This is a genomic window from Aquitalea sp. (assembly GCF_030150775.1).
GTDB classification, from domain to species: Bacteria; Pseudomonadota; Gammaproteobacteria; order Burkholderiales; family Chromobacteriaceae; genus Aquitalea; species Aquitalea denitrificans.
This window is the reverse complement of record NZ_JASLFG010000056.1, coordinates 38276-52519: the sequence shown is the minus strand read 5'-3', so window position 1 is coordinate 52519 and position 14244 is coordinate 38276. Positions and strand designations below refer to the sequence as shown.

Here is a 14244-nt window from a genome sequence, read left to right as displayed (position 1 = left end):
TTTCGCATGCATTTCCACAGCGCACCCGGCCCCTGCCTGATCGACACCCACTGCCACCTGGATGCTCCGGAATTTGATGGCCAGCGCGATGATATCGTTGCTGCCGCTCAGGCCAGCGGCGTCGGGCAACTGCTGTTGCCATCCATCCACAGCGACAGCTTTGCCGACAGCCTGGCCATGCGCGCACGCTATGGCTGCTGGATTGCCTTTGGACTGCATCCCATCTACCTGTCGCGTCATCTGGACGATCATCTGCAGATACTGGAAGAACACCTGCAGCAGCATGCCCCGCTGGCGGTGGGTGAAATCGGGCTGGATTACTACCTGCCGGGGCTGGATGCCGCCAGGCAGGAAAGCCTGCTGGTGGAACAGCTGAAACTGGCACGCAAATACAATCTGCCCGTGCTGCTGCATGTGCGGCGCGCGCAAGACCGCATTCTCAAATACCTGCGCCAGATTCCCGTCCCCGGCGGTATTGCCCATGCCTTCAACGGCAGCCGGCAGCAGGCGGACGCCTTCATTCAGCTGGGTTTCAAACTGGGCTTTGGCGGTGCCATGACCTACAGCGGTTCACGGCGCATCCGCGAGCTGGCCACCACCCTCCCGCTGTCCGCCCTGGTGCTGGAAACCGATGCTCCGGATATCCGTCCGGAATGGGCACAGCAGCAGCCCAATGTTCCGGCCAATGTGGAAAAATTTTCATTTGTCATGGCCGAATTGCGCAACATCGACTTGAATGAGTTAAGGCTCGCCCTGTGGCGCAATACTTACCAGGCCATCGGCCTGCCATTGCCAACATAACAATGTGGCGGTGCGGGGTGATTATCAAGCAATACCATGCTAATGTGCGGGCCCTGTGTAGACCGGATGCACCAGACAGAATAGATGGCCGCAATCACCCGCCATCCTGACAGCAGCTTCCGGCCATCGGCATGAAGTAACAGGCAAGCAGAATGCATCAGCATCCTCTGCCTGCAGCCTGAAGAAGAGGTACGGGGAATATCATGAAAAATCTATCCATCGCCGCACGCATCACCATGGGCTTTGGCCTGCTGCTGCTTGCGCTCGCCATTATCGGCAGCATCACCCTGCAAGGACTGGGCCGTATCGACCACCGGGTCGAGGAGGTCTCCAGCCACGAACTGGTGTTCTTTCGCGATGTGTCGCAGCTGCGCGTACACATGGGCAATCTGCGGCGTTTTGAAAAAGACTACTACCTGAATATCGCCAGCAGCGGCAAGCGGGCGGAATATCTGGCCAAGTGGAAGGAAACCTACGCCAAGGCCCAGGACACGGTGGGCAAGCTGTCGCAGTCGCTGGCCGATGGCAATAACAGCCTGAGCAGCAGCTTGTCCGGCCCGGTGCGCAAGCAGGGTGAATTGCTGCAAGCCTATGCCGACGGCTTCAACAGCGTCAGCAGCCAGGTGGAAGCCGGCACCATCACCACACCGGCAGACGGTAATGCCGCCATCAGCAAGTTCAAGGAAAACGTGCATCAGATGGAGGAGATGCTGCAAACCATCAGCACGGCGGCAGTAGACGCCGTCAATGCACTGGGCAGCCAGATCAACGCCACTTCGTCCTCGGTACGCAATGCGGTCATGGCCTTGCTGGCCATTGCCCTGCTACTGGGCATTGCCCTGTCCTGGCTGATCATCCGTTCCATCCGCCACCCGCTCAACAGCATGCGCGACAGCAGCCAGCATCTGGCCCAAAGCCGTGACCTGACCCACCAACTGCCCGATCTGGGCCGTAACGAGCTGGGCAGCATGGGCCGCTCGGTATCTGATCTGGTTGGTACGGTACGGACGCTGATCCAGGAATCACACGGCTACTCCTCGCAACTGGTGGGCGTAGCCGACCAGTTGGGTGATGTCAGCGATTATGTGGCCAAGGCCTCGCACCGGCAGTCCGAAGCAGCCTCTGCCAGTGCCGCCAGCATCGAACAGATGACCGTCAGCATCCAGATGGTGTCGGACAATACCCTGGGGGTGGAAGAACAGGCCCGCAATGCCACCAGCGAAGCCACCCGCAGCAGCCAGCTGGCAACACAGGCCGCAGAAGAAATCCGCCACATTGCCAGCAGCATTACCGATACCGCCCAGGTGATCGAACAGCTCAACCAGCGCTCCGGTGAAATCGGCGATATCGTCAAAGTGATCCGCGACATTGCCGACCAGACCAATCTGCTGGCCCTTAATGCCGCCATCGAAGCTGCCCGCGCTGGCGAGATGGGACGCGGCTTTGCCGTGGTGGCCGACGAAGTGCGCAAGCTGGCCGAGCGCACCAGCGAGGCCACCGCAGAAATCTCTGCACGCATTTCCGGCGTGCAGACCGATACCCGCCAGGCCTTTGTCAGCATGCAGCAAGCCAATGCCCGCATTGAAACTGGCGTCAGCAGCACCCAGCAAGTAGCGCAATCACTGCAGTTGATCCGGGATCTGTCACAGCGCTCGGTAGACAAGATCGGCGATGTGGCCGGCGCCATCAAGGAACAGAGCCAGGCCAGTCAGGATGTAGCCCGCAATGTGGAACAGATTGCCCAGATGAACGACAGCACCAACCGTTCAGTGCAGGAATCCCACCAACTGGCACAGCAACTGAAGGACCTGTCCGCGGCCCTGGACGAGAGCCTGAACCGTTTCAGGGTATGACCACCCGTAGCGCCACAAAAAAAGCCGCCTTCACAGGCGGCTTTTTCATGCAAGGTCAGCCACTCAGTTGGCGGCAGAGGCCAGCGGTTTTTTCGCCTTGGCCTTGGCCTTCAGCGGCTTGGCGGTCAGCGGGGCTGCCGGTACTGCAGCCGCCAGCGGTTCGGCAGCGGCTGCCGTGTACTGACGTGCCGCAATCGACTTCACATCCACCACTGCCGGCGGGGTGTAAGCGGTGTTGCAGGCATTCTGCTCTTCTTCGTTCAGGCTGCTATCGGTCTTGAAGTCTTCCACCGGCTTGAGCTTCAGGGTTTGCAGCAAGCTGCCCGAATTGGCCAGCACGGTTGCTTCGGCAAGCTTGTAATCGGACTGGGCGTTGATATAGGCACGTTGCGCATCAAACAGCTCGTTTTCGCTGTCCAGCACATCCAGCAGGGTACGCTGGCCGATATCAAACTGCTTGCGATAGGCATCGCGCGCCTTTTCCGTGGACAACTGATGCTGACGCAGCGACTCCATCTGATCCTTGAGCTTGACGATATTGTTGTTGGCAATACTCAGGGTCTGGCGCATGTCGCGGCATACCTTGTCGCGCAGATCCTTGGTGGTGTTCAGCTTTTCGGCAGCCGAGCCCAGGCGGGCACGGTCGGCACCACCACGGAACAAATTCATGTTGAAGATAACGGCCACCGAGCTGATCTTGGTACGGCCATTGTAACCATCGTAGTTATCGGTAGGTGCCTTGCTGGCCTGCAAGTCCAGCGTGGGCGAGAAGGCACCGCGGCGCACATTCACCTCGGCCTGAGCCGAACGTACGCTGGACAGCGCACTCAGGTAAGCCGGATTGCGCACAACGGCATTCTTGATCAGGTCCGGGCTGGCCGGCAGCGCAGCCTTCATCGACGGAATCTCGCTCAGCTGGGCCGGCGCATCGCTGCCGGTCAGACGGGCATAGCGCACCGAGACATCATGCAGGTTGGAGGTGTCGGTAATCAGATTGCTTTCCGCCAGTGCCAGACGGCCGGCAGCCTGTTCCAGATCCACGCGACGGCCAACCCCTGCCTGGACCTTCTGGGAAATCTGCTCGAAGATTCCCTTGTGGATGGCGTAGTTTTCCTGGGCACTATCCAGCAGCTGACGGTAGCGCAGCACGTCCTGATAGGCCTGAACAGTCTGCAAGGCCATACTTTCTGTGGAATCGAGGAAATCGAAATATTTCGCCTGTTCGTCATAACCCAGTTGCTTGACCGTGTTATAGGTCTGCAGGCCCTGGAACAGGTTCTGGCTCAAGCTCAGCTTCCAGCCACGGGTGGTGTAGTTCTGGTCGGCTACGGCCACGGTGCTGGGGTAGTCGTAACGCTGACGATTGGATTCGTAACTCAGATCAACTGTTGGCATGTAACCCGCCCGGCCTACGTTTACATCCTGGCCGGCTCCGCGAAACTGGTGCAGTTTGGCCAGCACTTCCGGGTTGTTCAGAATAGCCTGCTGCACAGCAGCTGTGACTTCAATGGCACTGGCCTGCTGTGGCAGCAATGCAGCAACACCGGCCAGGCCGATGGCTACCGACAAACTGATGGATTTGCGCAAATTTCTCATCGATACTATCCCATATGAAATATATGATTTTTTTTAAACAAAAAGTTAAAACACAATACAATCAAATTATACACACGGATTTTTACTGACGCTGCCAGTTTTTTACATAAATAATGCCATGCGATTGATCTGTTCCCGGCCTGCCACACTCCGCAAAATGCCCGTGCACAACCTGCCTTGCACGGCGTGGGGCTGGCTGCGCCTGCTGCTGCCTGTGCTGTTCAGCTGCTTGCTGTGCCTGGGAGTAACCGGCAGCAGCCTGCCCAGCGAGCAGACAGTGTCACGCTATGGCCCGCAGGCACAGCGGCTGTACCGCGACTGGCAAACCATGCTGAACAATGCCGGCAGCAGCGATAATCAGCGCCTGAAAGAAGTGAATGAATTTTTCAACCGTCGCATCACCTATGCCGAAAACAGCCAGGTGTGGCGGCAGGAAGATTACTGGGCAACACCGCTGGAAACCTTTGGCAAGGGCATGGCGGACTGCAAGGGCTTCGTGATAGGCAAATACGTGTCCCTGCGCATGCTGGGCGTGGCCCCGGACAAGATCCGGCTGACTTATGTGAAGGCCCGCATTGGCGGCCCTTCCAGCAATGTCACCCAGGCGCATATGGTGCTGGCATACTATCCTAGTCCGATGGTGGAGCCGCTGATTCTGGATAACCTGATCACCAGCATCCAGCCAGCCTCGCAGCGCCCAGACCTGATCCCAGTGTTCAGCTTCAATATGGAAAGCATCTGGGTGGGTGGAACACAGAACAACAATGTCAACCGGCTGACCCGCTGGAAACAGCTGCTGGACAAACTGAAAACGGAAGGTTTTACCTTTTGAGCACCCCCGTGAAATCACGCAAGCTTTCCCTGGTGCAGCGCCTGTGGCTGTTGCTGCTGTTGCTGGTAGCGCTGTCCATTGGCGGTGCGCTGATTGCCAATCTGCTTAATGCACGCAGCTATCTGGAACAACAGCTGAGCGCGCAAAGCGCTGACACCGCTAATGCACTGGCCCTGATGGTGACCCAGTACAAGGCGGACCCGGTGATGGCGCAAACCCTGCTGGGCGCAGCCTTCGAACAAGGCCACTTTGCCGAGATCAGCTGGGAAGGCGTACCAGCCGAACAGGCCATCCATCTGCGCAACCGCAACGGCTTTGAAGACACCCCGGCGTGGTTCCGCCAGTTACTGCCGCTGAAACCGCAAACTGGCATGGCACAAGTCAGCAATGGCTGGCTGCAGGCAGGCCGCATCGTGGTCAGTGCGCATCTGGGTTATGCCTACAGCTCCTTGTGGCAGGGCGCACTGCAAACCGTATTCTGGCTGCTGATCATCGGCGTTGCCGCCGGGCTGCTTGGATTTTTCGACATCCGCAGCCTGCGTCGCGAACTGCATGCCGTCGTGGCACAAGCCCACGCCATCAGCGAACAGCGTTTCATGCGCATTCCCGTGCCCGGCATTCCGGAGCTGGCGGAAGTGGGCATGGCCATGAACCACATGGTGGAACGGCTGCAAAACTACCTGCTGGGTCTGCGCGACGAGGTGGACCGCCTGCGTCGTGAAGTGCTGACCGACAGCAGTACCGGCCTGCCCAACCGCGAAGCCTTTGAACAGCGCTTTGCCAGCCTGCTCGACCCGCAAGCAGACCCGGCCAGCGGCCATCTGCTGCTTATCCGGGTGGCCGGCCTGGCCGAGCTGAACCAGCGCCTGGGCGGACGGCGTACCGATGCCCTGCTCAAGCGGGTGGCTGATGATCTGTCCACCCAGTGCCAGACTCACCGTGGCTGGATGGCCACCCGCCTGCGTGGGGCCGACTTTGCCCTGTTCTGCCCGGAACTGGGTCACGACGAAGCTGGCAAGCTGGCCGATGAGCTTTGCCTGCTGTGGCCGGTGTACTGGACGATGGACCTTTCCGATCAGCCGGGGCTGGGCCATATCGGCATCACCCCCTTCCAGAGTGGCGACCAGCTGGCCGAGGTGCTGAGCCGCGCCAGTGACAGCCTGACTCTGGCCGAAACCCAGCCGCTTAACAGCTGGAGCATGGACAAGGCGGATGAAACAGCCAGCCATGAAATCCATCCAGACTGGAAAGCCCTGCTGGAAACCGCCTGCCAGGATGATTCGCTGCGCTTGCGCTGGTATCCGGTATGCGATGCTGACAAAACCGTGCTGTGGCATGAGGGCATGCTGTTCCGGCCGCAACAGGGCAGCGTTGCCGCCATGGGCGCGCTGCGCCTGGTTTCACAGGCCGCACGGCTGGGACTGGTACACCGGCTGGATATCAATACGCTGAGCCTGGCCCTGCGCCGCGGCCCGGCCGGGATACTGGCCGTCAACATGTCGCCCGCTTCCTTGCAGCACCCTGACTTCCTGCCGTCCATCCTGCAGCTGTTGCAGCATTACCCGGAACGCAAGATCAATTTTGAATTCCATGAAACCGGGCTGGATGAGCACTGGGAGCACTTTGTCGCCTTCAGCCGCGCCATTCGCCCGGCAGGCCACCAGCTGGCTGTGGAAATCCAGGGGCATAATCTGGCGTTGGTAGCCCGTACTCATGAGGCCAGCATCAGCTATCTGGTGCTGGACAATACCCTGACGCTGGGCATTCATGCCGACGAAGGGCGCTCTGCCCTGCTGCGCGGCCTGCTGCGCATGGCTGCGCTGATGGGCGTTCAGCTGGAGGCCAAGGGCATTGCCAGCCCGGAGGATGCGGCAGCCTTGATTGACATGGGTGTGCACAGCCTGACCGGCCCGGCCATCAGCTGAGCAAGCACATTGCAACACAAAGCCCTGCCCGTCTTGCTGGCAGGGCTTTTTGCTGCCGAGCCCACCAGGCACTGGGCAATAAAAAAGCCGACAGCGGGCAAGGCTGTCGGCCTGTCGGGTGAGGAGGGATTAGTCGGTGATCAGCTTGCCGTGATTGAGCAGGTTCTGGATGATCTGCGTGTCCGAGGTATTGGCAATGCCGCCACCAAGGTCAGCCAGCGACACCCCCTTGAGTACGATGTCCACGGTATCGCTGCCGGCACCGGCACCCGTCTTGAAGCCACCGGATGCATCCACGTGCACGATGGTATCCGCCCCGCTCTGGGTGAAGTGCAGGTAGCTGGTGAGATTGCCGGTACTGCTGGCATGGTTCTCGCCCTGTAGCAGATCCTTCAGGTCCAGCGCCGAACCGCCAGCACTGTTGTGGTCGGCCAGATCAAAGTTGCTGATTGTGGTGCTTGCCGCCGTGCTGCTACTGCCATTGGAAGCCAGCGTCCACTTGAAGGTATCCACACCGACACCATCGCTGACGCTATGGTTGCCGGAACCGAACACCGTTTCAGTCGCCAGGGTGGAGACATTGCCCGCCTTGTCAGTGAGGGTGGAAGTGTAGGTGGACACCCCGCTGCCTGTCGGCAGGTGCTGTGCCTCGCTGATGACCCCATGGGCAATGTCGCTGCTGGTGATAAGGTGGCTGGAGCTTGTGCTCACACCGCCCTCAAGCGCGGTAAAGGTAAGCGTATCGCCCGCCACTGCACCAGTGCCGGCCAGGGAAACATCTACTTCCAGGTTACTGCCTTGGGCCGTCCCGGTGATATTGTCCACTTTCAGACCGGTTGCTCCGCCACCCGAGTTGTCCACCACGAAGGTCAGGGTATTGTTGCCGCTGACAAACAGACCGCTGGCACCGCTCAGGTCAACATGCTGTACGGTGGTCCACAGGCTGCTGTAGGACAGACCGGTATCCTTGCCATTCAGCCAGATGTGTACATTATCGTCGGCCGACAGGTCGAAGCTGAGCAGCACCGATGCCAGCACTGCGGTAGACGATATATTGAAAGTAGTCTGGTAGCTGTAGCTACCGTTCTTGTCATCCATATCGCCAATCCACTGCGATTTGTTGTAGTCATCGGTCACCCAGTTCTTGCCGCTGGCATCGGACTGGCCCACCACCGTGGCCGACGTCAGGTTAGCTTTGTCCGGCGCGCTGACCAGGGTGTAATGACCATCGGTCTTGCCGGCAGACAATGCATTGCCGCCGTTGTTCACCCCGGTGTTGAACAGATTGGAGATGGTTGCCGCCGAGGTGGCAGCCGACATGCCCGCCGCTGTCGGTGCAATGGTATCCAGTGTGTCGAAGCCGCTATCGCTGGCTGCATTGCCAGCCTTGTCGATCACACTGGCGCTGATCGTGATCTGGCCCTGGTTCAGATTGCTCAGGTCCAGTTTCACATCCGCGGTGTTCCAGCTGCCATCTGCCTTGACGATAACGGCGCTGGTCTCGGAGTTTGCACCATCGGTAAAAGTTACGTAGACAATCTGGCCCGCTTCCACGCCATGGGTAGTACCGCTGACCGTTACCGCACCATATTCGGACTTGTTGAAGTATTGGTCGCCGCCGCTGCCATCATCGGTAATGATGATGGTGGCTGTTGTATCCACCTTCAGTACATGGCTGGCTTCTACTGCCGGGTTACCTGCCTTGTCGCTCACATCGGCGGTCACGGTATAGCTCTTGGCATCAGTCAGTTTGGCCACATCGCCAGCTGGTACCGATGTGCTCCAGCTACCATTGCTGACGGTGGCACTATAGTGCTGGCCATTGAGCACGACATCCACGGTCTGCCCGTTTTCGGCACTGGTGCTACCACTGATGGTCAGTACCTGCTTGTGCTCAAGCGCGTTGATGACATCATCACCGGCGATCTTGCCAATGGTCAGCGTCGGAGCCGTGGCATCCAGCTTGTCCTTGTTTTCGGCAGTGGCAACATTGCCTGCCAGATCGCTCACCTGCGCCTTCACGGTCACCGCACCATCCACCAGCGTAGACAGGCTGCTGGCCGGAATACTCCAGCTGCCGTTGGCGGCAACCGTGCTGCTCACAGTCACCACATGGCTGGCACTGTCAGTAAAGCTTACCGTCACCGTCTGGCCTGCTTCCACGCCCGTGGTGCTGCCGCTGACCACCGCGACCATGCTCTCGCTCTTGTTGAACACGCCGTCGCTGCCGCTACCGTCATTGGCAATGGTGATGATGGCCTGGGTATCCACCGCAAAAGCGGTACCAAAGCCGGTAGCCGTGGCACCGTTGGCATCTACTGCCTTGACCAGCGGAATGTACACACCGTCGCCCAGGCTGTCAGTGACGCTGACCGACCATTTGCCACTGGCATCGGCGGTGGTGGTATAGCTGTGGCCGTTCAGGCTGACCGTAATCTGGCTGTTAGCGTCCGCCGTACCGGTAAGAACCGGGGTCTTGTCGGCGGTGATGCTGTCTGCCGCATTGCTGCCGGTATCGTTGGCGGCATCATGTTGCAGGTGGCCGGTGGGAATGCCCGGCTGGGTATAGCTTGCCTCCGCCGACGGCGAGGTATTGCCGCCCTTGTCGGAGACCGTGGCGGTCAGCGCAATGGCAGCACCGGCAGCCGGGGCAGCCATGCTCAGCGAGATGACACCACCCTGATAGCTGTAGCTATTGTTGCTGGCATCCACCAGCTTACCGCTGGCATCCAGATGCAAGGTCAGGTCGGTATTGCCGCTGCCGGTCAAATGCACCGAGCCACCATCCACCAGTACCGCCTGGTCATTGGCATTGAGTGTGACCTGTGCGGTGACGCTGCTGCCCGGTTGCAGCAGGTTGACGATATTGTTGCCGTTCTGCTCCAGGCTGACTTGCAGCGTAGCCAGTCCACCCTGATCCCAGTACACCACCTGGATGGTGTGCTGGTTGTTGGCCACACTGTCCAGATGGATGTTGTACCCGGCTGTAGCCGGCGACTGGTTATTGGTTTCCTGGGCCACAACCTTGCCATCGATCAACAACATATAGCCATCATCGGCACGTACCGCGATGGTGTAGTTGCCGGCCGTGGCAGTAAATACGCCGCCGGTTTCCACGATGGCGCGCGAAGTGGTGCCATAGCTGCTGCCCAGTTGCAGGCCGGTACCGGTACTGCCATTGCTGTTGCTGATGAAGTCGGCCAGCGCTCCTGTCGTACCCAGATTGCTGTTGACCGCCAGCGAACCATCCTGCCAGGCACCGGTACTGGTACCGAAATTGAGCGACTGGGCAATAAAGGTGGCGGTCGGGTTCAGATTGACCAGATCCCCCAGTACGGTCGCCAGGGCGCTCTGGCCGTTTACCGGCGTACTGATATGGGCATCATCGATACCGAAGTAGTTGCTATAGCTGTAAGTTCCGCTGGAAACAAAGCTTACTTGCGGTGCATCCGGTGCCGTGATATCCACGGCCAGGCTGTGTTTGGCTTCTGTGGCCGGGTTACCGGCCTTGTCGCTGACATCGGCAGTAATGGTGTAGCTCTGGCCATCGGTCAGCTTGGACACGGCAGTAGCCGGGACTTCGGTACTCCAACTGCCGTTGCTGACGGTTGCGCTGTAATGCTTGCCATCGAGTACCACATCGACCAGCTGGCCATCCTCGGCACTGGTGGTACCACTGATGGTCAGCGGCAGTGCGTACTCCTTGGCATTGATGATGTCATCACCGGCAACCGTGTTGATCACGATGGTGGGGGCGATGGTATCCAGCTTGTCGTCATGGCTGGTCTCGGCAAGGTTACCTGCCTTGTCCACCACGCTGGCACTGACACTGATGCTGCCCTGATTCAGGCTGCCCAGCTCCACCTTTACCCCTGCCGTTGTCCAGCTGCCATCTTTCTGAACCGTCACGGCGGCCATTTCGGCATTGGCACCATCCGTAAAGGTGATATAAACCGTGCGGCCTTCTTCGACACCCGTGGTCGTACCGCTTACCACCACATTGCCGGATTCGACCAGATTGTAGGTCTGGTCACTGCCACTGCCGTCATTGGTAATCGTGATAGTGGCCAGGGTGTCCAGCTTATCGGCATGGCTGTCGCTGGCGGTGTTGCCGGCCACATCGCTGACTTGCGCTTTTACCGTCACCGCACCGTCCACCAGGCCGCTCAGGCTGCTGGACGGCACGCTCCAGCTGCCGTCCTTGCCCACCGTGGTATCGACACTGACAACATGGCTTTGGCTATCAGTAAAGGTCACCGTTACCGTCTGGCCTTCTTCCACGCCCGTGGTGCTGCCGCTGACCACGGCACCGGCGGCTTCGCTCTTGTTGAACACGCCGTCACTGCCGCTGCCGTCATTGCTGATGGTGATACTGGCGGTAATATCCACGGCCAGTTCATGGCTGGCCTGTGCGGCTGGGTTACCGGCCACATCATGGACATCGGCAGTGATGGTATAGCTGGTGGCATCCGCCAGCTTGGCAACATCAGCGGCCGGGACTTCGGTACTCCAGCTGCCATTGCTCACTGTGGCACTGTAATGCTGGCCATTGAGCACGACATCCACAGTCTGACCGTCTTCGGCGCTGGTACTGCCACTGATAGTCAGCGCCAGCTTGTGTTCAACTGCATTGACAATGTCATCGCCTGCCAGGCCACTATCAATGCTGACGGTGGGTGCCTGCAAGTCAACGCCATAGCTGTGGTCTGCACTGGCATCGGCCGTATTACCGCCAATGCTGCTGGTGGTGACGCTAGCGTGGATATTGCTGTCGTTCTTGAGGTCATCACTGCTGACCGGAATGCTGTAGCCCAGCTTGCCGTTGCCCAGATCGATCACCTGGCCGCTTGTGTCGTGGCCATGCACGGTCAGGGTAACGGTGTCACCCACCTTCACATTGCTACCAACGGTGCCAGTGACCGTGACGGTGTTGCCGCTGCCTTCCTGGATGTTCAGTACATTATCGGCGGTAAGCGGATCTACCGTGATGCTGGCTTTGGGCGTGGACAAGTCGACCAGATAGTCATGATCGGTCGATGCGGTCGCGGTGTTGTTATAGCTGTCGCTCACCGCCACCGTGGCATGGATGCTGGTGGCACTGGACAGATCGCCCGTTCCCACATTGCGGGAGAAGCCAAGATGGCCGTTGATCTCGATCACTTCGGTGGTATAGGTGGCACCGCCAATGGTCAGCGTCACCTTGTCGCCCAGCTTGGCATCGCCACCCACCGTACCGGTGATGGTAACGACATCACCATAGTACTCATTGAGGTTGAGGATGTTGTCGGCAGTGACATTGTCAACGGTAATGGTTGCCGTGGGCAGCGTGCTGTGCAGCGTGGCATCGTCCATGCCCTGCCCGGACGTATTGCCCACTGCATCTGTCTGGGTGGCGGTCACGGTAACGGTACTGCCATCGGCTGGCTTGGCAATGTCCAGTGTCACGGTGCCATTGCTATAGCTGGCGGTAACAGCGGTGTCAGTGCCGGTCACGCTGCCATCAGCATGCACCACCAGGGTAGTGACATGGCCGCCATCATTCACCGTGATGGTGGCACTGCCGTTCTTGGCCAGGTCGGCGGCATCCAGCTTGACGGTGGCCTCTACCTTGCCATTGACCAGCTCGGCGGCATTAATGATGCCATCGGGCGTTCCATGCTCGCTGATGGCCACGGTCGGTACGGCCGGCGGCGTGGTATCGATGATGGCGGTAGCGGTGGCGTTAGCGGTAGCCCCTGCCGTATTGGTACTGGTGGCAATCAGCGTATCGGTGCCATCCGGCAGCGGCGTGGTGGGCGTGACATACCAGTTGCCATCGCTGCCGACTACCGTGCTACCCACCACCGCACCGGCGGCATTGGTCACAACTACGGTCAGGCCGGGAATGCCAGTGCCATGAATGGTGGGCGTGGAATCATTGGTGGCACTGATATTGTCGATGGTAAGGCTGATGGGTGCGGCAGCATTCGGGGTGGTATCTGCCTGTACCGACTGGGTGCCAAGCACCGCAGCGCCAGCGGTGTCTGGCAGCGGGCCGTTCAGCGTTTCGCTCACGCGCATCAGCCGCACAAAGCCGTGGCTACCTTCATCACCGGTTCCGGCTCCGTTCAGGCCGGCGGCGGCAGGATCAAGCTGGGCCAGCGGATCCTGGCCGTTTTCCAACGCGGCCAGCACTTGCTGTGCTTCCGGAGCCAGCTTGGCTACAGCAGCTTCGCTTTTATCCGTGGTCTGCGGCTGCAGCGTTTCGTCAGTCAGCGCCATTTCGCGCGGGCCATCGACATTGAGCACTGCACCGTCAGCGCGACCTACCGATAGCGTTGCGCCATCCAGCAGCACCACATGCTCACCCGGCTGGATGATGTCGCCGGCCTTGAGAATGCGTTCATGCCCTTGGGCATCGATGGCTTTGACCACACCGTTGACGGCGACAACCTGACCTTGGATAGCGGGGGTACTCATGACTGACTCCTGAAGACGCAATATGCACTTCGGTCAGCTTATGCAGTGATGTCAGAGAAATATATTGTACTGAAGGGCAGATATTCTTTTATTTTCAGAAAATTCACATGCACATTTGAAAAAATAGCCGCATTGCAAACCAGCAAGGCGGCTGTGTCCTGTGCTGTGGCATACATCCTAGTGGCCCGTCAGCTTCAGCAGCAGTTGCAGGCGGTCTTCCACGCCAAATTTCTGGAATACCGAGGTGAGATGGGCTTTCACCGTACGTTCGGAAATCTCCAGCAAACGGGCGATGTCCTTATTGGCCCGCCCCTCACGCAGGGCAGCCACCACATCCTGTTCCCGCTCTGACAACCGGGTACGCCAGTCTGGCGCGGCAGCCGCCGGCAGCTGTCGACCAAAGCGCGCGCACAGCTGCTGCATGATGCTGCGCCCCACCCAGGTGCCACCGGCCTGCACCGTGTCAAATACCTGCAGCAGCAGATCTGGCGTACTCATGGCGTGGGCGTATGCCACGGCCCCCCACTGCAACCAGCGCAAGCCCTCTTCGTCCTGCGGCAGCGAGCTGAGCGCCAGCACCCGGCAATGCCGGCAGGCGTACAGGATGTCCTGTTCGCCTGCCACGGCGCCGGCCAGGTCGAGCAAGACCAGGCTGTCCGCTGGCACGCTGCTGCGGTTGAGCGCCGCCAGATCAGGCAGGCGCACGGCATCTTGCAGTTGCAGGCTGTCTGCCCAGCCATCCGCCAGCGCACTACTGGCCGTAATCAGTATCACCATA

Annotated in this window: 7 protein-coding genes; 4 read left to right on the top strand and 3 right to left on the bottom strand. The window is 59.5% G+C overall.

Translation table 11 applies throughout. From position 1 onward, the window contains the following. Nucleotides 1–6: 6 nt before the first annotated feature. The gene (locus QVF59_RS18635; RefSeq protein WP_287881796.1) at nt 7–801 is read left to right on the top strand and encodes a TatD family hydrolase; all 795 of its coding nucleotides are present in this window, start codon (nt 7–9) and stop codon (nt 799–801) included. A gap of 203 nt (nt 802–1004) precedes the next feature. Next, entirely contained in the window at nt 1005–2654 is a 1650-nt protein-coding gene (locus QVF59_RS18630; protein ID WP_287881794.1) for a methyl-accepting chemotaxis protein, read from the top strand. A gap of 63 nt (nt 2655–2717) precedes the next feature. Here the strand turns inward: QVF59_RS18630 and QVF59_RS18625 are convergent, their stop codons facing one another. Then, nucleotides 2718–4250, bottom strand: a complete 1533-nt coding sequence (locus QVF59_RS18625; protein ID WP_159874661.1) for a TolC family outer membrane protein — start codon at nt 4248–4250, stop codon at nt 2718–2720. Nucleotides 4251–4413: 163 nt separating this feature from the next. On the opposite strand from QVF59_RS18625, the gene QVF59_RS18620 reads away from it, so the two are divergent. Together QVF59_RS18620 and QVF59_RS18615 are read left to right on the top strand one after the other, a co-directional pair. Beyond that, entirely contained in the window at nt 4414–5082 is a 669-nt protein-coding gene (locus QVF59_RS18620; protein WP_287881792.1) for a transglutaminase-like cysteine peptidase, read from the top strand. 8 nt (nt 5083–5090) lie between these two features. Continuing rightward, entirely contained in the window at nt 5091–7007 is a 1917-nt protein-coding gene (locus tag QVF59_RS18615) for a bifunctional diguanylate cyclase/phosphodiesterase (protein WP_287881790.1), read from the top strand. Between the two features lie 129 nt (nt 7008–7136). On the opposite strand, the gene QVF59_RS18610 is transcribed toward QVF59_RS18615, so the two are convergent. Then, the gene (locus QVF59_RS18610) at nt 7137–13466 is read right to left on the bottom strand and encodes a retention module-containing protein (RefSeq protein ID WP_287881788.1); all 6330 of its coding nucleotides are present in this window, start codon (nt 13464–13466) and stop codon (nt 7137–7139) included. A gap of 177 nt (nt 13467–13643) precedes the next feature. Next, nucleotides 13644–14243, bottom strand: a complete 600-nt coding sequence (locus QVF59_RS18605; RefSeq protein WP_287881786.1) for a helix-turn-helix transcriptional regulator — start codon at nt 14241–14243, stop codon at nt 13644–13646. Nucleotide 14244 lies beyond the last annotated feature (1 nt).